The 20128-nt window shown below is 60.3% G+C and carries 21 protein-coding genes and 1 pseudogene; 6 read left to right on the plus strand and 16 right to left on the minus strand.

What is annotated here, in order from left to right; translation table 11 throughout:
• Positions 1–208: 208 nt before the first annotated feature.
• On the minus strand, positions 209–925 hold the full coding sequence (locus tag NV382_RS08575; protein ID WP_260600082.1) for an IS6 family transposase: 717 nt from the start codon (positions 923–925) through the stop codon (positions 209–211).
• Between the two features lie 465 nt (positions 926–1390).
• Between NV382_RS08575 and NV382_RS08580 the strand changes: the two genes are divergently transcribed.
• Together NV382_RS08580 and NV382_RS08585 are read left to right on the plus strand one after the other, a co-directional pair.
• The gene (locus NV382_RS08580; protein WP_260600083.1) at positions 1391–2329 is read left to right on the plus strand and encodes a hypothetical protein; all 939 of its coding nucleotides are present in this window, start codon (positions 1391–1393) and stop codon (positions 2327–2329) included.
• Positions 2330–2361: 32 nt separating this feature from the next.
• Positions 2362–3195: a metallophosphoesterase family protein gene (locus NV382_RS08585; protein WP_260600084.1), complete on the plus strand. Its 834-nt coding sequence runs from the start codon at positions 2362–2364 to the stop codon at positions 3193–3195.
• 2008 nt (positions 3196–5203) lie between these two features.
• On the opposite strand, the gene NV382_RS08590 is transcribed toward NV382_RS08585, so the two are convergent.
• The 6 genes from NV382_RS08590 to NV382_RS08615 form a co-directional block, all read right to left on the minus strand.
• On the minus strand, positions 5204–5446 hold the full coding sequence (locus NV382_RS08590) for a hypothetical protein (RefSeq protein ID WP_260600085.1): 243 nt from the start codon (positions 5444–5446) through the stop codon (positions 5204–5206).
• The gene (locus tag NV382_RS08595) at positions 5443–5742 is read right to left on the minus strand and encodes a hypothetical protein (protein WP_260600086.1); all 300 of its coding nucleotides are present in this window, start codon (positions 5740–5742) and stop codon (positions 5443–5445) included. Before NV382_RS08595 ends, NV382_RS08590 begins: the two co-directional genes overlap by 4 nt.
• Positions 5739–5987, minus strand: coding sequence for a hypothetical protein (locus NV382_RS08600; protein WP_260600087.1), 249 nt, complete (start codon positions 5985–5987; stop codon positions 5739–5741). The genes NV382_RS08595 and NV382_RS08600 overlap by 4 nt, the downstream gene beginning before the upstream one ends.
• Positions 5988–6109: 122 nt before the next feature.
• The gene (locus NV382_RS08605) at positions 6110–6268 is read right to left on the minus strand and encodes a hypothetical protein (protein ID WP_260600088.1); all 159 of its coding nucleotides are present in this window, start codon (positions 6266–6268) and stop codon (positions 6110–6112) included.
• Positions 6269–6414: 146 nt separating this feature from the next.
• Positions 6415–6654, minus strand: a complete 240-nt coding sequence (locus NV382_RS08610) for a hypothetical protein (protein WP_260600089.1) — start codon at positions 6652–6654, stop codon at positions 6415–6417.
• Positions 6655–7371: 717 nt separating this feature from the next.
• Positions 7372–8094, minus strand: coding sequence for a Crp/Fnr family transcriptional regulator (locus NV382_RS08615; protein WP_260600090.1), 723 nt, complete (start codon positions 8092–8094; stop codon positions 7372–7374).
• A gap of 488 nt (positions 8095–8582) precedes the next feature.
• Here NV382_RS08615 and NV382_RS08620 point away from each other — a divergent pair, with 488 nt between their 5' ends.
• The 3 genes and pseudogenes from NV382_RS08620 to NV382_RS08630 form a co-directional block, all read left to right on the plus strand.
• Positions 8583–8933 (plus strand): response regulator, encoded by a 351-nt coding sequence (locus NV382_RS08620; RefSeq protein ID WP_260600091.1) that lies wholly within the window; start codon positions 8583–8585, stop codon positions 8931–8933.
• A gap of 173 nt (positions 8934–9106) precedes the next feature.
• A complete protein-coding gene (locus NV382_RS08625; protein ID WP_260600092.1) occupies positions 9107–9349 on the plus strand; it encodes a hypothetical protein in 243 nt (80 codons plus the stop codon).
• A gap of 60 nt (positions 9350–9409) precedes the next feature.
• A pseudogene (locus NV382_RS08630) lies at positions 9410–10080 on the plus strand (transposase); the annotation flags it as partial.
• A 66-nt stretch (positions 10081–10146) separates the two neighbouring features.
• Here the strand turns inward: NV382_RS08630 and NV382_RS08635 are convergent.
• From NV382_RS08635 to NV382_RS08660, 6 genes are all read right to left on the minus strand, one after another.
• A complete protein-coding gene (locus NV382_RS08635) occupies positions 10147–10863 on the minus strand; it encodes an IS6 family transposase (RefSeq protein ID WP_260600093.1) in 717 nt (238 codons plus the stop codon).
• A 65-nt stretch (positions 10864–10928) separates the two neighbouring features.
• Positions 10929–11684, minus strand: coding sequence for an alpha/beta fold hydrolase (locus NV382_RS08640; protein WP_260600094.1), 756 nt, complete (start codon positions 11682–11684; stop codon positions 10929–10931).
• 367 nt (positions 11685–12051) lie between these two features.
• Positions 12052–12579, minus strand: coding sequence for a cytochrome P460 family protein (locus tag NV382_RS08645; protein WP_260600095.1), 528 nt, complete (start codon positions 12577–12579; stop codon positions 12052–12054).
• A gap of 83 nt (positions 12580–12662) precedes the next feature.
• Positions 12663–13418: an SDR family NAD(P)-dependent oxidoreductase gene (locus NV382_RS08650; protein ID WP_260600096.1), complete on the minus strand. Its 756-nt coding sequence runs from the start codon at positions 13416–13418 to the stop codon at positions 12663–12665.
• A 191-nt stretch (positions 13419–13609) separates the two neighbouring features.
• Positions 13610–14215: a response regulator gene (locus tag NV382_RS08655; protein ID WP_260600097.1), complete on the minus strand. Its 606-nt coding sequence runs from the start codon at positions 14213–14215 to the stop codon at positions 13610–13612.
• 32 nt (positions 14216–14247) lie between these two features.
• Complete coding sequence (locus NV382_RS08660; RefSeq protein ID WP_260600359.1) at positions 14248–17247, minus strand: sensor histidine kinase; 3000 nt, start codon at positions 17245–17247, stop codon at positions 14248–14250.
• 313 nt (positions 17248–17560) lie between these two features.
• Between NV382_RS08660 and NV382_RS08665 the strand changes: the two genes are divergently transcribed.
• On the plus strand, positions 17561–18151 hold the full coding sequence (locus NV382_RS08665) for a winged helix-turn-helix domain-containing protein (RefSeq protein ID WP_260600098.1): 591 nt from the start codon (positions 17561–17563) through the stop codon (positions 18149–18151).
• 12 nt (positions 18152–18163) lie between these two features.
• On the opposite strand, the gene NV382_RS08670 is transcribed toward NV382_RS08665, so the two are convergent.
• From NV382_RS08670 to NV382_RS08680, 3 genes are all read right to left on the minus strand, one after another.
• The gene (locus NV382_RS08670) at positions 18164–18868 is read right to left on the minus strand and encodes a dienelactone hydrolase family protein (protein ID WP_260600099.1); all 705 of its coding nucleotides are present in this window, start codon (positions 18866–18868) and stop codon (positions 18164–18166) included.
• 72 nt (positions 18869–18940) lie between these two features.
• Positions 18941–19762 carry an alpha/beta fold hydrolase gene (locus NV382_RS08675; RefSeq protein WP_260600100.1) on the minus strand — a complete coding sequence of 274 codons (822 nt, stop codon included), beginning with the start codon at positions 19760–19762 and terminating at the stop codon, positions 18941–18943.
• A gap of 25 nt (positions 19763–19787) precedes the next feature.
• A complete protein-coding gene (locus NV382_RS08680; protein ID WP_260600101.1) occupies positions 19788–20114 on the minus strand; it encodes a DUF4399 domain-containing protein in 327 nt (108 codons plus the stop codon).
• Between the last annotated feature and the right edge of the window lie 14 nt (positions 20115–20128).

Raw genomic sequence — 20128 nt, forward strand, 5'->3', positions numbered from 1 at the left:
TCACTTTGTTCAGCGAATAATTTGCCTGTGTGCTCACAGTGGCTCCGGATCGGCTCGGTATCGCGACAGGTGGGCGTCCCACGAACCTGATTCTGGTTAGCCTGACAGGACCCGCGCGACGGTCTTGGAGAAATAGCCGAAAGGGTGGTGTCAGTCTAATGCGAACCGCTCTCCACACGATGCATTTCGCTCTTTGAGCACGACCCGCCTAGCTCGCGATCATGCTCCACTCAGCCAGTGCGGCTGAGCGGCGTTCCTTGTAGGTTTGGCGGTCGACCAGGTGGCGTTCGAGATTGAAGTGGTTGTGGACATTGGCGTGCACGCTGGCAAACTTCTGGAGCGTCATCATTCGCCTGAACCTCAGCATCGCTCGCTCACGTCGTCGGAAAGGGAGGTGGCTGTTCTCAACCCGGTTGTTGGCCCAGCGTCCTACCTCCTGCTTCTCGGCATTACCGAGCTCCTTCATGGCTGCACGATAGGAACGCAGGCCATCTGTGGTAATCGCCTCAGGCTTGCCGTGGCGCTTCAGCGCCTTCTTCATGAAGGTGAGCGCAGCCTCCTTGTCACGGGTCCTGGTGATGTAGCTCTCGAGGATCTCGCCCTCGTGATCAACGGCGCGCCATAGATAGACCATCTCGCCATTCAGCTTCACGTACATCTCGTCGAGGTGCCAGCGCCAGTGACGGAAGCCGCGCTTGCGCGAGATACGCTGGCGGCGGATGTCGCCTGCGAACAGCGGCCCGAACCTGTTCCACCACATCCGCACCGTCTCGTGACAGATGTCGATACCGCGCTCGAACAGCAGGTCCTCGACGTTCCTGAGCGATAGTGGAAACCGCACGTACATCATCACCACCAGGCGGATCACCTCGGGCGATGAGTTGAAGTATCGAAACGGGCTGGCGGGCTTGCGGGAGCGAGGCATGCCAACCGCCCTATCCCGCCCCGCCTAACGATTGGTGCATTTGCTCTGACAGAGCCATTGGCTGTGCAACAGGCATATGCGGCGGATGGTACTGCAGCGGCGCTGAGGACGGCCGCAGGTAAGATTGTGCCGGTCGTCCAGATGCACATCAAGATGCTCATGGCGATGTGAAGCAGATCGCCGGGCCTCTGAGCCCGGCGTCCGTGTATTGATTCACAACAGCTGGACATCCCGCACTTGATCCCAAGCGTGCGTCATCAGGCCTAGTAGTTGGTGCCTCGGAAATCATGGTCGTTCAGGATATGATAGGTCACTAGTGCAATCAGCACTGCCCTCGCAGTCCTACTAAGCCGTTACTGGGCACTGTCTCTCCCCGCCGGCGTCGACCTGCGTGAGTGCACGCCGTAAGTAAACAAATGTAAATCCTATGCTTTTGTGGTAAACGACTCCTTGAGGGAGAATCGTATGGCAACCGTATTTGCGGCAATTTGCAGCGCGACGGTCGTGCTGTTCGCGATCAATCCCGCCTTTGGCCAAGAGCGCATGCCCGAGAGTGAAATCTCTCGGCAGAACGTCCGGTATGACATCGCCAGTCCGATCTCCCCGTCCAGTGCCACGTCTACCGTATCGGCGAGCAGCGTTCCACAAGCCATGGAGCGCATGAGCGATAGCGACGCAGCCGCCGACTTCTCGTTGGGCACTATTTATGCCGAAGGTAAGTTCGGCACGGGGTCAACAACAACGATCTGGAGCTCGGCGTTAGGTGCCCGGCTGCGTCTTGGGGATTGGGCTTTGTCTGCGTCTCTTCCCTGGATGCGCATCCGCAGTCGGTCGAAGATCTTCACTGGCATCGATGCGACGCCGGTGCTGGTCGCACCCAACACCTCATTGGTGAAGAAGACCACCGACGGGTTCGGCGATCTCACTCTTGGAGCGTCCTATACAGTTGCCGACAAAGCGCTTCCAGTGGAGGTGGAGCTGTCCGGGCGCGCCAAGATCAACACGGCAGTCGAGAGCAGCGGTTTGTCGAGCGGGGCGAATGATTACGCGTTGGGCGCCGACGTCTCGGCCCCACTTGGCAGCGTGACGCCATTCGCATCGTTCAGCTACCGTTTCCTCGGGAATACGTCAGCATATCGGCTGCGAGACGGACCGGCCGCGTCAGCAGGTGCTTCGTATGCTCTGGGTTCCCAGAGCTTCGTGCTCGTCTCCTACCACTATTCCCGCGCGGCGACTCGGCTGGTCGATGACTCGCACGAGCTATTCGCCGGCGCCACGACACGGATCGGGAGATCGCCGCTGCGGCTGACCGGCTTCACGACCGCCGGCCTGTCCCGTGGCGCCGCGGCCGCTTCGGCGGGTGTCGCGGTTTCGTTCGGTCTCATGCGTCGTGATGACCGATAGCTGTATGCGCCGGCTGCGCAGATTGGTCGGTAATGGTTAGCCAAGGTTCAGCCAAGACGATCAAGCGCATCTATGCGGTCGGAGACATCCACGGGCGGTATGATCTGTTCGCGCGGCTGATGAACATCATCGAGCGCGATCAAGCCTCGCGGACGCCTGTCGCCACGCAGATAGTGTTGCTGGGCGACATCGTCGATCGCGGCCCCGATTCCGCCAGAATGGTACAGGGCTGCATGAACCTGACCGCGTCCACTGATCGCTTCCTGGTGCTGAAGGGCAATCACGAAGATATGATGGTCGAGGCCCTGAGCGGCAATTTGATGGTGTATCGGCATTGGCTGAAGTTCGGCGGCAGGGAGACTTTGCTCAGCTGGGGTGTAGATCAGCAGGCGGCCGATGGATCTGCAACCATGGACGACCTCTCAATTGCTGCAAAAGCCGTGGGCAAAGACGTTCTCAGATGGTTGGCGAAGTTGCCGCTGCATCATCGCCATACCGGCTATCTTTTTGTGCATGCCGGCATCCGTCCGGGGATCCCTCTCCGCAAACAGCATCAGGAAGATCTGCTGTGGATCAAGGATGAGTTCCTTGAATCAGACATGTCGCACGGCCTGATTGTCGTACACGGCCATTCTATTTCGAAGGACGGGCCTGCATTCCGGTCCAATAGAATCGGGATTGACACCGGCGCCTATCGCACCAATCAACTGACGGCGCTGGGCATTGAAGATAACGAGACGTGGACGCTGGATACCACGACGCCGCCAGCCTTCCTCTCCGAGGACACCACGTTCGGAAGGCTTCACAGGCAAGACCTGCCCCGCGCCGGAGGGCAGGGCTATGGCACTCGGGCCGGAGACAAGTGATGGCCATTTCGGGTGCCTTCGGCGATAAACAACTGGACGCGGATCTGGTGGCGATCCTCGGCTTGCGGGATGAGATCACCCCGGGGGCACCGGTCAGCCGCCCGCGGTCCGCTGCAACTCAACTAAACCGCCTGCACGTATCACGCAGAGCTTCCGTTATGATTAGCGTTTCGTTGGGCTTAGCGCTGCTTGCCGGTACTGCGGTGCTTTACCAAGGCGACGCGCCGGTTGGGCCGCCTCGCCCGGCGGAGATCCGGAAGGAGCCAACTGAAGTGGCGGCGCTGGTCGCTCCTCCGAAAGCCAAAGCGGTTTCAGACAGCGGTCGCATCAGGGCGCTTCCGCACAACAAGGCCAACGCTAAACAAATTGTAGCTGCGTTAGCATTGTTCCCTCGACTCGCTACCAGATCGACTAAAGTGCGCGCGACGATGTCACTTCCACACCAAGCCCCGTCGGCAGGCACGATGGATGCTTCAGCCTCTAGGGCGGCGGACACTTTGGTACGTGCCGAAGCGCCGAGGAAAGATCCCGCGCACCTTGCCATGTCACCGCCGCACTTTGAAGGCGCCCCCTCCGCGGCACTCATACCAAAGGTCGAGTCGGCGACGATCAGGGATGACGCCGCGCTTAGGGATCCGTGGGCGGCAATCCATACTAGCCGGGTTCGCCGGGACAGCGTCGCCGCTATTCGAGCGCTACGTCGACAATAGAAGGTACCGACAGGTTGCATGATCGCCATCGGGTGATTGTGTGGAAAAACTCACAGCCCCTTCTCTCCGGCCGTTGGGGCGCGGATGGCAGTCAGCTCGGGGCGTTGCATCCATGTGCACGCCGGTTGGTGTTGTCAGAGCAACCACACGAGCCGAGAGTTAGGCGAGTTTTACCCCGATTGCCTGCCCTTCAGCAGGCAATCGTCAGCATTACCGGGACAAGCCGACGGGACCGCAGCGCTGACAGCCAGATCAGAATAGGACCGACCTCTAAGCCACTGCTAGCACGGTGCATTTGGTCTGACAGATCCCTCGCCGGCTCGGTTGCCGTCGTCATGTCGTTGCTCCAGATTAGAGAAGTCGCAGGCCGCCCGCGCTAAGGGCGAGACAGCCGGGGCGAATTGGTAGCCGCTGAACTGCGCCGGCTGACCTATTGGACGGCCCGCTCGACATTGAAGCTGTTGGCGGGCCGTCTTCGGGTTCTGACTGTTTTCGCGTGGAACAGCGCGCCAGTTCAGAGATCCGGTTGGGCCAGGCCCATGTCTCGACCGGGTACTGTCCGACTAACCAGAATCTGGTTCGTTTGGACGGCGACCGATTGTAATCTCAATTCCGAGCCGATGCCACAGTAAGAACATAGGCGGGCCTTTGGCGAAAAAATTCAAAGTTACCCTGATCATCTTGCGCTCTAACCAAATTGGAAAATTAACGGTGCACTTGGTCTGACAGTGCCAATTAGTGCGAATTCACCGTTTCCTGCAACGGGTCCGAGGCTTGTGACGATTTGACGACGGAGCCGGCGAAGAAGCAGATAAAATTATGACCATCCCTTCCCCAAATTACCAAAATATATGACGTTCGAGCTGAACACGCCGCGCTGAGTCGCTATTAGCAACGTGACTATGTCAAAGTCTCCAATCGAGACAGTCGCTGATGTAAGCGGGCGGATGATGTTGTTCGTGAGATTCGACATGTCCCCCGTCAATGTGAAGGTGTAGACGGCGTAGTTAAAGCTTGCGCCAATCAAGCTGCCTGAGCCCGTGCCGGCGGTAGTATAATCATCGGTGCGGCGTTGGCCTGGCTCGCAGCCAAAGTGCCCAGAGCGACGGCTGCAAAAGCGCTTTTTTGATCATTTCACCGCGATGATTCCCTTCCCGTGACCCAGCAAGGAGCGGGGCTGGCGATGCTGCCAACCTGCGGTTCACCAAAAGAGAGTGCCTTCAACGGAACTTAGTCGCGGCCGTTCAACGCATTATCCCGCACCGATACGAACGACGTCCGCTCGTCGGCGGAATGCGTTACTGCCCGGTGCATACATAGGGATGCTCTGCGCGGACGATCTCCACCGCCTGCTCCATCATCGCCAGTTCGCCGGCGACGCCCGCCGGGTGGATCGCCCGGTTCGACTTGATGTTGAACGCTCGCGATAGCTTTTCCACCTCGCCGACGGCCTCGCGCCAACGCGTTTCCTCGGCGGTGGCCGCGCTCACCAGAATCTTTACCAGCGTGTCGTGTAGATCGTCCGGAGTGGGGGCGGTCAACGCGGCTTCTCCTTGTGTAATCCGCGGCGGTACATCTCCGCCTGCATCGCGTTGACCGCCGGCCGGCCTGGCCCCCCTGACGTTGCATGATAGGCAAGGACTAACGCCCCATCTGACATAAGGATCGCGCGCATGCGATGGCCCTGTTGCATGGCTTCCTGTGCTTCGGAGATGCGCCCTTTGGCGCGCATACCGCTGGCAAATAGCCAGATGGTGTCGATGTAGGAGGGGCTATGCTCGTCGAGCAATGCCCGATCGAGCTTGTACTGCTGGTCGGCGGGCTCGTGCTGCCTCATCCGCTCAGGCTCTGCCAATCGGTCTCGGCATCATCGAAGGCTTGGAAGGTATCGCCATCCGCCTGCTGCGCGAAGAGATGCGCCCGCACGGCCTCCGGGTCGCCATCTCCGCGAAACGTAGGATCGCCACGCGCAGCGCTCGCCAACTCATCTACCCAGTCGCCGCGGTCGCGCTGGACGAGCAGCCACCGTCCCAACGGCTCACGCTCGACGAAATAGCTTTCGGCGTCGCTGGCGTTTGGCATGCTAATCCTCACTATGGGGGCTGTGCAAATTCGGCCGCACGCGATTGGCAAGGTTTTCGCGTTAACCTAAAAGTACCAGAAGTGAATATGCGCATTTTTACTGATCACGGCCGTCGCTATTGCTATCTCCGGATGTTCTTCTGGAAAAGAAGAAGGATGGCACGGCTTCGAATACAGTCGCTCGCTATCTCCTCAAATGCCTGGCGCCGCAGGACACCGTCATCGATGAGTTGTGCGAAGATGATCTGCACGACCGTTGCCGTTGCATCGCCCATCGACATTTACTCAGCTCCTCACATCAGCCGCACTTGTCGTACCACAGGTGACAGCAATCAGGCCGCGAGTCTTGCCGTCTTCGGCGCGGCCTGTGCCTCGTATCAAGGAAACGCACGACCTCTGCCTTGGTGGCAGCGCGGCAAGCCGGTTTTCAGGGCAGACTGCTGGCGAAACGTCCGCGCGCATTGTTGAGCCGGGCCGCCAAGTTCTTCTTGCCGATCGCCTCCACCCGGTTAGCCAGACGGCAAAGGACCGCTTCGAGCGGACGGGATTGAGGACCTTTGTACTGTTCGGCGAGAGCGGCCGACAGTAGCGCGAAGCCGTCCACCAGATCCCAGACCATCGCTGCGGTATCTTCGGGGGTTCCTTCAGGGCCTTCCATGATCGGCATCGCTCATCTCCTGGTGTCGGGTTCGGCCTTGAGGTCAGCCTCATTGCGTCCGTGCACAACGATCAGTTCGCAACTTAGATCAATCATCACCCGGGACGGCGCTGTCAGACAAAATGCACCAGGTGAGAATGGTGAGGTTACTGACGATGGCTTGAGACGGCGGTCCTATTCTAATCTGGCTGTCAGTGCTGCGGAGTCGTTCGGTTTGTGACCGGGTGTTCTGACGATTGCCCGCCGAAGGGCTAGTAATGGGGGGGTAAACTCGCCTATCTCGACTGGTGCGGGTTCCTCTGACAACACCGGTTAACGGCGCGGTGACGGAGGTGAGCCTCAACCTGATTGAGAAGGCGCCGGCAAGGCTCGAATTCTCACAGCGCTGCTCGAATTGGTGCCAATCTTGGCTTGTCGTCCCGAGCCGAAGCTAACGTCCAGCCTATCGAGAAAGCGTCTGACGCTGCTGCCAAGCGCTTTGGCCAACGCCTGCGCCGGGACTGTCAAACCAAATGCACCGCTTATTTCCTTTTTGATCAGAGCGGCACGTTGATCAGCCTTGCTGTCGACTTGGTCCGCTAAAAGCCCACCTATGTTCTCGCTGTGGCGACGGCTCCTGATCGAGATTACGGCCGTCAACGTCCAAACGAACCAGATTCTGGTCAGTCTGACAGTACCATTGGCTGCCCAGCCAAAGCGGTAAGACGCCAGCAAACTGAAGGAACTTCAGGCAGCCCGCCGCAAGCGGCGATGAAGGTAATTCTCGTCAAACCCCGCGATCTGAACCAGCTTGTTCGGGTTCAGAATAGTGACGCTACCCCGCTTCACCGACATGGCCCCCGCCAGCCGTAATTCTTTGAGGACGCGGTTGATATGAACCGTGGTCATACCCAGCGCGTCAGCAAGGACAGACTGGGAGAGCGGGAGATCGAACTCACCTTCCCCCGTAAGTCCGATGTTGCGCGCGCGAAGGTAGAGCTCACAGATGAGATGTGCCACGCGCTCGGCCGCGCTACGTCGTCCCATACTGACGATCCACGCCCGCATGATGCCTTCATCGACAAGCTGTGCCATGTACATGGCGCTAGCAACGTTCGGGTGGTCGCGCATCATCACATGCATCTGATCGCGAGTGACCGTGGCAACAGTTGCTGTCGTGATCGCCTGAATGCTGTGGTCCATTTGCTCTAGCAGCTTAATATGCAGGTCGCAGGCATCGCCGGGCATGAGGAATGCCATGATTTGGCGCGTCCCGCTCGGCAGGACCTTGTACCGGCAGACCCATCCGTCCAACACTACGAACATTGGTCCTGGCTCGTCGCCTTCGCGGATCAGATCCTGCTTGGCGACATACCGACGGGGGTTGGAGGTAGCCTTTTCGAGGGCCGACGCATCGGCAACCGTCAGTTCGGCCAGACCGCTCAATTTTTGCACGAACGGATTTGCCATAGGTAGGGTCTACACCCTCTCGCCCCGCTGAATAATTGATCGATGTTGTTGTCTCTTATTGTTGTGTGTTGTGGTTGTGCGAAGCGCGGTGCTGTACAGACAGCACATCGTTGGCCAGCTTCACTAGGCGTCGGCGGCTGAGAGCGACTGCGTGCTCCCGCCTGTATCAAAGGTGCTCAAATGCCTACAAACGACAACGATCCTGTAACGCGGAGGGCGGCACTTCCTCAATCTGATCCGCATGGCCACGCTGCCTTACTCCTTGTTGAAAGCTTGATTCACGGACTTTGCGAAACCTCGACCCTGAGCGCTGCGGAGGCGGTCAGCATCGCCGAGCGAGCGGTGGACGTGCAGTCCGATCAAGCCAAGGCGGCGGACGGAGCTGGAGCGCCGCTGTGGCGCTCCCATTCGCTGCTATCGTCAATTGCGGCCTCACTGCGGACCGACGTTGACGCTGAGCCGACACCGCCTCGCTTGGTGCTATAGCTATGTGCCATCTTCTCATTATTGAAGACGAATGGCTGATTGCCGAGTATCTGACCTACCTAGCCGAACAGGCTGGCGCTACGTCGATCGCAACGGCCTGCACGGAAGACGAGGCTGTCGAGGCTGCGCGTCAGCGTACGCCTGATATCATCTTTTCTGACGTGAAGCTGTTGGTCGGAACCGGCCCTGGCGCCGTGCAGACCATCTTCTCAGCGCTGGGAGAAATTCCCGTAATCTTCATTACCGCGACCCCGGAGGCTTGCCAGCCATGCGAGCCGCCAGGCGTTGTTCTACATAAGCCGGTTGATCCGGCGCGCGTGATCGACGCATTCAGGCGCCTTGCTCCTGCCTAGAGCCTCGAGCAGACACGGCTACTACCATGGCGAGCAGGGGCGGCGATCACGATTGCCAGCGCGCGCGCCGTGGTTAAGTTGATTGGTGGCATAAGATTTCTCACTTCCGCGGGCTACGTAAGCTAAGACGTTGTTTCGCGGTGGGGAAATTGACGTTGCCGAATCAAGATCAAATGAAGATCCAGCAGCGAATCCTCGCCGACTTCGGCGAGTTCGCGCTTAGGAGCGAGGACCTCGATGAGGTGCTAACCGAGGCGTGCCGCCTCGTCGGGAAGGCGCTCGGCACGGATCTGGCCAAGGTCTTGGAGATCGAGAACACCGAACAGACCCTGTTTGTGCGAGCAGGCGTGGGATGGGGGGAAGGCGTTGTCGGTCATGTCCGTCTGCCGATGGGCGAGCGATCGTCGGAAACCTGATCTGCCCCCCGCTGAGTGGCCCAGAGACTATGATAGTCTGGACCACGAAAGGGACGACAGATGCCATTCAAGAAGCACAAGCCGGAAGAGATCATCGGGAAGCTGCGTGAAGTTGAGATCGTTCTGTCGCAGGGGGCATCGACTGCCGAAGCGTGCCGGCGGATCTCTGTCAGCGAACAAACCTATTACCGATGGCGCAAGGAATATGGCGGTCTGAAAACCGACCAGGCACGGCGTATGAAGGATCTGGAAAAGGAGAATCTTCGGCTCCGCCGGGCGATCTCGGACCTGACGTTGGATAAGCTGATCTTGCAGGAGGCGGCGCGGGGAAACTTCTAAGCCCCGCGCGGCGACGGCGTTGTATCGATCATGTGCGACGAGAGCTTCCGGTATCCGAGCGACGGGTCTGCCGGGTGCTGGGGCAGCATCGATCGACGCAGCGCAAGGTGCCGCGTGGGGCGGATGATGAGCAGGTGCTGAGCGAGGACATCATCGCACTGGCGAAGCAATATGGTCGCTACGGCTATCGCCGGGTGACGGCATTGCTGTGCCATGCCGGGTGGACGGTGAACCATAAACGGGTCGAGCGGATCTGGCGGCGTGAGGGGCTCAAGGTCCCGCAACGTCAACCAAAGCGCGGACGTCTGTGGCTTAATGACGGATCGTGCATCCGGCTGCGGCCTGAGTATCCGGGGCATGTATGGGCGTACGACTTCGTCGAAGGCCGCACGCAGGTGCTGTCAGTCTAATGCGAACCGCTCTCCACACGATGCACTTCGCTCTTTGAGTAGGACAGCCTAGCTCGCGACCTGACCCCACTCAGCCAGTGCGGCTGAGCGGCGTTCCTTGTAGGTCTGTCGGTCGACGAGATGGCGTTCGAGGTTGAAGTGATTGTGGACGTTGGCGTGCACGCTGGCGAACTTCTGTAGCGACTTCATACGCCTGAACCTCAGCATCGCTCGCTCGCGTCGTCGGAAGGACAGATGGCTGTTCTCAACCCGGTTGTTGGCCCAGCGTCCGACCTCCTGCTTCTCAGCGTTACCGAGCTCTTTCATCGCTGCACGGTAGGAGCGCAGAGCGTCAGTCGTGATCGCCTCAGGGCTGCCGTGACGCTTCAGTGCCTTCTTCATGAAGCGTAGCGCTGCCTCCTTGTCGCGGGTTCGGGTGATGTAGCTCTCGAGGATCTCGCCCTCGTGATCGACCGCTCGCCAGAGATAGACCATTTCGCCATTCAGCTTCACGTACATCTCGTCCAGGTGCCAGCGCCAGTGACGGAAACCGCGCATGCGCGAGACGCGTTGGCGGCGAATGTCGCCTGCGAACATTGGCCCAAACCTGTTCCACCACATCCGTACCGTCTCGTGACAAATGTCGATACCGCGCTCGAACAGCAGGTCCTCGACATTGCGGAGCGACAGCGGAAAACGCACGTACATCATGACCACGAGGCGGATCACCTCGGGTGATGAATTGAAGTAGCGAAACGGACTGGCAGGCTTGCGGGGGCGAGGCATGCCGATCCCTACCCGGCCCCGCCTAACGATCGGTGCATTTGCTCTGACAGAGCCCCCTTAGCAGATCAGCGCGCTTTGGCGGCGCGCTCGATCAACGCGGATACGTCATGCGGATGCGAGATCATGACGACGTGCGATGCACCTGGGACCTCGATCGCCTCGCGGGCCTTTGCGCGTTTCGCCATGAAGGCGTGCAGTGCGGCTGGAATATTTCTATCTAGAGACCCCCACATGAACCAAGACGGGATGGTGCGCCACGACAGCGAAGCCGCCGGTTCCGCAAGAGCCGATTGAGTGACGGGACGCTGCGTAGCCGCCATTCCCATTGCTTCTGCTTCAGGTACGTCCGCTGCGAACTGCTTCCAGAACCGAGAATTCTGAATGTAAAGGTCGCTGCTCCCATCAGCTAGCGGCACCGGGGGCGCTAACGTTTCGCTCAGCGTCCCTGTTGGAAATTGCTTGCCCAGCGAGGCACCACTCTCGCCAGCATCGGGCGCGTAGCCGGCGACGAACACTAGTGCCTTCACGTTTGATCGACCCGCTGCAGCGGCCGAGATGACTGCGCCGCCATATGAGTGGCCAACGAGCACCACCGGTCCCTTTATGCTCCCGACGAGGTCCGAAATGTAGAGGGCATCTCCCTTCACGCTGCGCAGCGGGTTGGCTGCGGCGATCACCGGATAACCGTCCTTCCGGAGGTCGGTGATCACACCGTTCCAGCTGGACGACTCCGCGAAGGCGCCGTGCACGAGCACGACCGTTGGTTTGGCAACGTCACCGTGGTCCTCCGGCCCCGCCAAGGCGGCGGGCGATGAAAACATAGCGATGATTGATGCTGTCAGAAGTCAAAGGCGCATGGGTCGATCCTCCAAATTGAACTTCAATGCCGCGAAGCCAAGCGGCGACGCCCACTCGATATGGCTCAAATCAACAAAGACAGCTCGTGAGGGGATATTAGATCAGCCGATATCTCGACTGCCGGCCGAGCGTCCAGCTGAGGATCGCACTCGCCGGCTCCAATTGGTCAGCGCTCTTGGAGCACCTGGATCAAACCCGTTCGGTTCAGCAGGTGATTGTTACAGGTTCCGATCAGACGCACAGGTACAACCTGTTTCACAGCCACCTATCAGATCGGCAAACGATCTCGCGACCGCCGCCTCCACACCGTGCTTATATTGCTGGTGTCGGTCAGCGCGAGTAAGACGTAAAGACGAAGTCGTCGGACGCGAGCAGCTTAGCGTGGCACGCGAAGCAGGTCTGCATCAACGCCGCGTCCTGGTTCGCTTTGCCGTTCTCGAACTGGCCGTAGCCCCAGCCACCCGTTGCGGCGTACCGCCGCGCGTTCTTCACAGAGATCTGCACGTTGGTCGGGTCGCCAGCTACAAACGACTGCGGCCGGCCGAAGATCGCGTTGTTGCGTGCGGACGGCACGAGCTTCCAGGCAACGCGGGCGATCATCGTACCGTCCGGGAACGGCCTTTGGCCGTTGCGGAATGCCTTTATGGCAATATCATTGCCGAGATTTATACGGATATCATTAAGATTACCGGCCTCGTGCGCAACGCTGATCACTTGCCATTGGCGGTAGCCGGCGGGCAATTCGACGCCGAAGACCGGCGACACATTCTTCTCCGGGAGTCCGTCTGCAATTGCGATCGCACCGAACAGCATCACAACGGCTGCCCCCGCTGCAAACCGACCATAGAACGTGAACATACGATGTTTCCGTGCTCTGCGCTCCCGTTGGTATTAGTGGACGCCCGGCTGTGGGAGGGGGAGGACAGCCGGGCGTCCGCGGGTCAGACCTGAGCCGTCCCGCCATCCGCGAACAGCTCGGAGCCGTTCACGAAGCTTGCGTCGTCGGACGCTAGGAAGAGCGCCGCTTTTGCGATCTCCTCCGCCTCGCCAACTCGCCCCAAGGGGATCAGCGTCACGAAATAGTCGAGCAGCTCCTGCTGCTGCACAGCATCGTCGCCGGCCAAGCTGACGAGCCCCGGTGTGCGGACCGGGCCGGGACTGAGCACGTTGACGCGGATGCCGGTGCCCTTCATGTCGATTGCCCAGCTGCGCGCCAGATTGCGGACGGCGGCCTTGGACGCCGAATAGACACTGAACGCCGCCGTGCCTCTCGATCCAGCGGTCGACCCTGTCAGGATGATTGAGCCGCCTTTGCCCATCAGCGGCAGCGCCTTCTGCACGGTAAAGATGACGCCCTTGACGTTCCTGCCGAAGGTATCGTCGACCTGCTCTTCTGTGATCTGCCCGAGTGGCAGTAACCCGCCGCCGCCAGCATTGGCGAATAGCACGTCGATGCGGCCCGCCTCGGCCTTCACCCGATCATACAAGCGATCGAGATCATCGAGGTTTGCTGAATCGGTTTGGACACCCATCGCTCCGTGGCCGATCTCGGCTACCGCGCTCTCGAGCGCGGCCTGCCTGCGGCCAGTGATGTAAACCGTCGCACCTTCGGCCGCAAAGACCTTAGCTGTCGCGAGTCCGATGCCGGTCGATGCACCGGTGATGACTGCGATCTTGCTCTTCAGACGATCGTGCATGCAGCGCTCCTTCCATGTGCCAGCGGCATCAAGAGTCGGACCAGACGCTCTTCCAGGGCCAGCGACACAGCCTCCACTTAGTGTGCAACTGTGTTCCGCCGAAGCAAGCTGTCGTGAGAAGACGTGTGATAGCGCCGATCCCGGTGCATCGCAGCAGCGGTACCGTGGCTGGGTTGCGAGACCCTTCTCCATTAGCGGAGCTGGATAGCGCCGCGGCGCAGGGCAACGGTCACCGCGTGAGTTCTGTCGTTGACGTCGAGTTTAGCAAAAATGCTGCGCAAATGTGCCTTTACCGTATCGTCGGAAATCGACAGCTCCCAAGCAATGACCTTGTTCGGCTTGCCATCAGCGACGAGTTGCAAAACGCTCAGCTCACGCTGGGTCAGCACATCATCGGCAGAGTGGAGCGCGATGTCCTGCGCGATGCCGGGCGCTAGGTATCGACGGCCGGCATGCACCGCACGAATGGCGTCGAGTAGTTCGCGCCGCAATGTGCTTTTCAGCAGATAGCTTGCTGCACCGGCCTTTAGCGCCTGTACCGCCTGCACGTCCCCGGCATACGTCGTCAAAACGATGAAGCGAGCGGTAGAACACGTAGCGCGTATCCGCGTGATCGCTTCCAGTCCGTTCATGACGGGCATTTGAAGGTCCATCAGGGTGACGTCGGGGCGCACTTCCGCGAAGGTGGCGACCGCCTCTGCGCCGTTTTCGGCTTCCGCCACGACCGTCATGTCGGGCTCGTGCTCGAGCATCGTCGCAACCCCGTCGCGCAGTGCCGGATGATCATCGACCGTCATCACGCGAATGGGACGTGTTTGAAGCGACGAAGTCATAGAGCGCGCTCGGCGCGTGTTCGACCCGCAAGGTAGGCGAGGCGCCCAGGTACGGTAACATATACTTCCGTCCCTTGCCCCGGAAGGCTAACAATTGTGATCTCGCCGCCCACACGTTCCGCCCGCTCGCGCATGCCGACCAAACCGAAATGGCCAGGCCGGCTGCCGGCATCAGCCACGTCGTTGGGAAGGCCTCGGCCATCGTCCCTTACACTAAGCTGAACTCGGCGGCCGTAAAGCAGAAGGACCTCGATCCGCGATGCGCCAGAATGTTGGACGGCGTTGCGGATCGCCTCTCCCGCAATCCGAAGCAACTCCTCGCGGACCACTACAACCAGCGGGCGGACCTGCCCTTCGGTGGTGACCGAAACCGGTAAGGCCGGGTGCAAACCTAGCTTCTCAACTTCTTCTACGATCGCACCGGCGAGGTCCTCGTCGCTGCTTGCGATCCGCAGATCGTTAACCCGGTTGCGCCCTTCCGTGAGCACATCCTCCGCGTGCTCTAGTGCTTCATCGATCGCCCCTTTCAGCGAACTGCCGGGCGGCATCCGGTTTGCTACGGATTGGAACCGAAGCACCAGTCCTTGGAATCCCTGCAGGAGCGTGTCGTGGAGCTCACGCGCGATTCGCTCACGCTCGGCCAGCTGCGCCTCGAATCGGCCGCGCACACGCGCCGTCAATTGGCGCATCCGCACGGAATAGGCTAGCCATAGCAGTAGCAATCCTGCGACGATGCAGAGCGCAAGGAAAGCCGTGGACTGGAAGAAGGTCGGGCGTATCGTCAAGTCGAGGGCGGCGCCCTTTGTATTCCAGACGCCGTCCTCGTTTGCGGCGATCACCCGGAAACGGTAGCGGCCGGGGCTGAGGTTGGCATAGGAGGCGCGCCGGACCGCGCCCGGATCGATCCAGCCGTCGTCGATGCCGTCTAGTTGATAGCGTACCTGCACACGCTCCGGAATGCCGAGGCTCAGTGCGCTGAAGTCGATCGCGATCTTGCTTGCGCCGGGCTGCACAACGAAGCTCGTCGGGTCGCGACGGATTACGCCGTCGACTCTCAAAATGCTGATTGCGACGGGTGGCGGCAATCGATTGCGTGGCAGATGCGCCGGATCAATCCGTACCGTGCCCGCCATTGTGGCGAACCAGAGCCGGCCATCGCCGCCGCGGACGGCATCGCGTTTGCCGTACAGATGACCGCCGCTCATCAGACCGTCACGGAAGTCGAAAGTTCTGATCGGCGGGTTCCACCCCGCATCGTCGAATGCGCGGTCGAGGCTGGCAGTTGCAATACGGCTGATATTGGACCGACTCATCAGCCATGTGTCGCCTTCTGGCGTCGAAACGATACCTACGGTGCCGGATACGGCAGGTGCGCGGTTCGCAGCCAAGAACCTGACGCTGGTGCCTCGAACCTTGGCCAATCCGAAGCGGCCACCAAGTAAGATGGCGTCCGGGGTGTCATAGATCGTTCGTAGATGGCGAATGGCAGCGCGGCGGCCGAGCACAAAGTCGGTAAAGCGCGGCGGGGCATAGACACGCAAGGAACGGCTCGAGGCGTACGTCAGGAGCTTGCCGTCGCTGCGAACGATGATCGGCATCGCCCCGCCGGTCTGATCGTCGTCGGCCAACTTATGGATGCGCCAGCCGTTCCCGACACGCGCAATCAATCCCTCACCCGCTGTCAGGAACAGCCTGCCATGCCGGTCTACTGCACAGTCGTTGATCGACTGGCGAGTCACTGGCTTGCGCAGCCTTGCGATTGGCTGCTCCCGAAAGCGTACAATGCGGTGCTGCATTACCATCCAAATGTCGCCGTCGGGGCCCTGGCACATGGCTTCAGCGTCGCCCTCCGCCGCCAGCACCTGCTCAGGATTTCCTCGCGGACGCACACGGAAGACGCCATCCTCCTGCCCGACGAATACCTCACCATTCGTGGCCGCGAGCATCACATTGCCCCATTGCGGAACCTTGTTGAGCAGAGGTTCGGCAACGACGGAGACGGCCCGAAAACGGTCAAGACCCTGATCCGTGGTGACCCAGATGTTGCCCTCGCGGTCCTCGACGATTGCGTTGACGTTGTCGGACGCCAGCGAGGCGCTTTCCCTGAAGCGATCGACCTTGGTATGGGCCATCGAAGCAGAGGCTTCGCCCCGTGGATCTGGGGCACGAATACGATAGATCCCGGAGTCTGAATTGCCCCACAGATTGCCGTCACGATCAAAAATAGCGCGCCGGCCTCGTGGCGTATATGGCACGAGATACGGGAATCGGGTTGCACGGCCAGGACCGATGGCGCGGGCGCTTGTCTTATCGGCGACCCACACGTTTCCATCCGGTCCCTGCGCTAGTGCGCCACTGCCCATTAGAGTGAAGCGCGATAGATCAAATCGCTTCGACCCCGCGCGCAACGAATAGAGTGCGCTTGAGGCGGCAAACCACAATGTTCCGTCGCGCGCTTCAAGCAGGCGCACGCCTTGAATGCGGGGCAGCCCCCAATCGGCGCCGATATCCTCCCATTTGCCGTTTGAGAACCGAACCAGCGGACGCTCGCTGCGGCCGAGCAGCCCCCAGATCGCGCCGTCTCTGGTCTGGATCAACTGCTGTATATGTTGGGTCGGGTTCGGCACACCGGCATCGCGCAGCACACCCGCCGCGTAGCGTGCGATCCCGCCAGCGGCATAGCCGACCCACAGGCTGCCGTCCCTCGCCGCCAGCAACGCGGTGACGGACTGGCGATCCCCAATCTGCCGCTGCGGCGGTATCGCTTCGAAGGTCAGTCCATCAAAGCGATACAGGCCGTCTTTGGCGCCGATCCAGAGAAAACCTTCCTTACCCTGCACGATAAAGCTCATCCCGGGGGGTGCACCGTCATCCACCGTCCAGCGCGTGTGCTTGTATTGAGCGATGGAAAGAGCGGGATCGAGCGAATATGCCGGCGTCGCGCTCATTGAGCCGTACACCGTGCTGATCGCGACCAGGATGCGGCGAACCAGCATCACGCCCCTTCTCGTCTGCCTTTTTCAATTCACGCTTACGCCAAAGTGGTAACCTTGCGGCCCCCAAATGGATTATACCTATTTAGTTCGATCGGTACGACCGCGCACTTGATTGCTGAAGAAGCGCTACCACGTCCATGATACTTCAAGCACGCGTTCAGCTGACAACTAGCATATTGGCTGCGAGTGTGGTGGCCGGTCAAGCCGGGAACCGATCGGACGTCCTCGAAAGTGTAGCTGCCACGTCCCCCCCTAGGAGTTTCGCCCGGTCTTAACCTCAGCCATCCTTTGCTCAACAGGCAGGAGCAGGCACATGGATCAGATAACGATCGGCAGGAACCCACTCGACACTGCTGCAACGGCTGAAGGACGCGTAGAACAGCGTCGCGGCCTTACCGACAATCGAACGATGTGTTTCGGCAAGTTTTCAGTCTGCCCTGGCGCTCGCGTCTTGAGGCTTGGCACCGTCCCTGTGCCGCTGGGTAGTCGCGCGTTCGATCTCTTGATCGTTCTCCTGCGCTCCCGCGGCAGGCTTGTCACGAAGGACGAGATCGTTCGGGAAGTATGGCCATCGACTTTCGTTGACGAGAGCAACCTGCGCTTTCAGATGGGTGTCCTGCGGAAAGCGCTAGGACCCGAACGCGATCGCATCAAAACCATCCCAGGCCGCGGCTACATCTTCGTCGATAACGAAGAAAACGCGCCGCCGGCGCAGCCCCAGCATGCGGTCGCTACGATGCCAAACGCGGCATCGGAAAGCTTTATCATGATTGTCGAACCCGACGCAGAAGAACGCAACGCTATGGCGATGCTGCTGCGCGCCTTGAAGGTCAGTGTTCTCAGTTTCAAATCGGTCGAAGAGGTCGCGGCATTCACCGTTGCGCCGCTCAAATTGACTGCCTGACGCGCCGCTCGGCTACGGTGCCGTTCGGAGCATGGCGGTCAGGAACGACCAGGTACGCTGGTTGGCGAGCGCGGCAGCTTTCGCATCATTATGAGCACCATTGTGCCTTGAAAACGCGTGGTGGCATCCCGCGTAGGTGAACACCTGAACGTTGGCGTGCGTCGCCAGTGCGGCCGTGATCGCGGCGCGTGCTGGCTCGGGCATGAACTCGTCTTCTCCGGCAAGGTGCACCAGCATCGGCACGGTAATCGAGGGGGCTTCACCGAGATATTTCTCCGTGTCGGCACCGTGGAAGGCGACAGCAGCGTCAACATGGCTACGGGCGGCCGCCAGGAACGTCATCAGCCCGCCCAGACAATAGCCGAGGACGCCCACCTTGCCGGTAGCACCGTTAATGACGGCAGCAGCACGGACGGTAGCTGCGACATCATCCACGCCGAGATCGCGATCATAAGCTTGGTACAGCGCCAATCCCGTATTCCAGTCGGCTTCCGATCGCACGTCAAGATCAACGCCCGGTTTCTGACGCCAAAACAGGTCCGGTGCGATCGCGATGACGCCGTGCGCTGCAAGATCATCGCAGGTCTGGCGTATGTCCGCATTCACACCGAACACTTCGTGCAACACAACTACTGCCGGTGCCGGTAATGCCGCGGGGACCGCCCGGTACGCGGCGAACGCGCCGTCCTTCGTCGTGATTTCAATGTGATCGCCCATCATGATCTCCTAGTACGTTGATAGTGATCCGATCCCACGCCGCCGGAATGGTCCGGCGGCGCAGCGGCGGCGTTAACTCTCGATGAATTCGAGCAGGTCGGCGTTGAAGCGGTCGCGGTGTGTGACCATGAGGCCATGCGGCGCCCCGGCATAGACCTTAAGCACCGCCCCCCCGACGAGGTTGACGGTCATGCGGCCGGCGTCGTCGATCGGCACGATTTGGTCGTCGTCACCATGGATGATCAGCGTCGGCACGTCGAACTTCGCCAGATCATCGTAGAACACGCTTTCGGAGAACTGTTTGACGCAGTCGTACGAACCCTTCAGCCCAGCTTGCATCGATTGCAGCCAGAAGGCGTCCTTGATGCCCTGCGTCACGATCGATCCTGGCCGGTTCGCACTGTAGAAGAACTCAGCGAGATCGTGGTAATATTGCGAGCGGTCGGTAGCGACACCTTTGCGGATGTCGTCGAATACGCTGATCGGCAAACCGCCAGGATTGCGGTCGGTCTTGAGCATCGTTGGCGGAATCGCTGAGACCAGCACGGCCGCTTTGACACGCGACGTCCCGTGTCGGCCGATATAACGAGTCACTTCGCCCCCACCGGTCGAGTGGCCGACATGCGTTACGTCACGCAGATCCAGCGCCTGTACTACCGCCGCCATGTCATCGGCATACGTATCCATGTCGTTACCCTCCCAGGTCTGGCTCGAGCGGCCGTGACCGCGGCGATCATGCGCGATGGCGCGATAGCCATGGGATGCCAGCGTGAAGAGCTGATCCTCCCATGCGTCCGCATTGAGCGGCCAGCCATGCGAGAACATGACGACAGGCCCTTGGCCCCAATCCTTGTAGAAGATCTCGGCACCGTCCTTGGTCTTAACTGTACTCATAGTTCTTCCTTTCGCTCTTCGAGTATTAACCGGCGTTGGTGATGGTTGGTCGCTCCGGCACGCGGAGCCGGACGAGGGTTTGATCGACGACGCGGTGTGTCGGATCGGCAAGTTCGACGGGAATCTGGTGCTCGCCGGGTGGAAGACCGACCGCCACGATCGTCTCGCCGCTCGCGTCGACGAAATGCCATGGGGCGTTGTCCACGGTCACGTGAACATGCCCGATCCTCGGAGATACATTGAGTGCGGCTTCCCCGAACACGGGCACGAGCCGCAGATGCTCGGTATGACACTGGATGAACACGCGCCCTTCTGCGAGCGGACCCGCAAGCGGCGGATCGGCAATGATCATCGGGGGCGGCTCAG

Source organism: Sphingomonas endolithica (genome assembly GCF_025231525.1).
Lineage (GTDB): Bacteria > Pseudomonadota > Alphaproteobacteria > Sphingomonadales > Sphingomonadaceae > Sphingomonas > Sphingomonas endolithica.

Coding starts and splice junctions, on each gene's coding strand:
- NV382_RS08640 (WP_260600094.1), bottom strand. CDS start 11,684: ATGTTTTCATCGCCCGCCGCCTTGGCGGGGCCGGAGGACCACGGTGAC.
- NV382_RS08595 (WP_260600086.1), bottom strand. CDS start 5,742: ATGAGGCAGCACGAGCCCGCCGACCAGCAGTACAAGCTCGATCGGGCA.
- NV382_RS08655 (WP_260600097.1), bottom strand. CDS start 14,215: ATGACGGTCGATGATCATCCGGCACTGCGCGACGGGGTTGCGACGATG.
- NV382_RS08635 (WP_260600093.1), bottom strand. CDS start 10,863: ATGCCTCGCCCCCGCAAGCCTGCCAGTCCGTTTCGCTACTTCAATTCA.
- NV382_RS08605 (WP_260600088.1), bottom strand. CDS start 6,268: ATGTCGATGGGCGATGCAACGGCAACGGTCGTGCAGATCATCTTCGCA.
- NV382_RS08650 (WP_260600096.1), bottom strand. CDS start 13,418: ATGCACGATCGTCTGAAGAGCAAGATCGCAGTCATCACCGGTGCATCG.
- NV382_RS08600 (WP_260600087.1), bottom strand. CDS start 5,987: ATGCCAAACGCCAGCGACGCCGAAAGCTATTTCGTCGAGCGTGAGCCG.
- NV382_RS08625 (WP_260600092.1), top strand. CDS start 9,107: ATGAAGATCCAGCAGCGAATCCTCGCCGACTTCGGCGAGTTCGCGCTT.
- NV382_RS08615 (WP_260600090.1), bottom strand. CDS start 8,094: ATGGCAAATCCGTTCGTGCAAAAATTGAGCGGTCTGGCCGAACTGACG.
- NV382_RS08575 (WP_260600082.1), bottom strand. CDS start 925: ATGCCTCGCTCCCGCAAGCCCGCCAGCCCGTTTCGATACTTCAACTCA.
- NV382_RS08680 (WP_260600101.1), bottom strand. CDS start 20,114: ATGATCATTGCCGATCCGCCGCTTGCGGGTCCGCTCGCAGAAGGGCGC.
- NV382_RS08585 (WP_260600084.1), top strand. CDS start 2,362: ATGGTTAGCCAAGGTTCAGCCAAGACGATCAAGCGCATCTATGCGGTC.
- NV382_RS08645 (WP_260600095.1), bottom strand. CDS start 12,579: ATGTTCACGTTCTATGGTCGGTTTGCAGCGGGGGCAGCCGTTGTGATG.
- NV382_RS08665 (WP_260600098.1), top strand. CDS start 17,561: ATGGATCAGATAACGATCGGCAGGAACCCACTCGACACTGCTGCAACG.
- NV382_RS08620 (WP_260600091.1), top strand. CDS start 8,583: ATGTGCCATCTTCTCATTATTGAAGACGAATGGCTGATTGCCGAGTAT.
- NV382_RS08610 (WP_260600089.1), bottom strand. CDS start 6,654: ATGCCGATCATGGAAGGCCCTGAAGGAACCCCCGAAGATACCGCAGCG.
- NV382_RS08675 (WP_260600100.1), bottom strand. CDS start 19,762: ATGAGTACAGTTAAGACCAAGGACGGTGCCGAGATCTTCTACAAGGAT.
- NV382_RS08660 (WP_260600359.1), bottom strand. CDS start 17,247: ATGCTGGTTCGCCGCATCCTGGTCGCGATCAGCACGGTGTACGGCTCA.
- NV382_RS08580 (WP_260600083.1), top strand. CDS start 1,391: ATGGCAACCGTATTTGCGGCAATTTGCAGCGCGACGGTCGTGCTGTTC.
- NV382_RS08670 (WP_260600099.1), bottom strand. CDS start 18,868: ATGGGCGATCACATTGAAATCACGACGAAGGACGGCGCGTTCGCCGCG.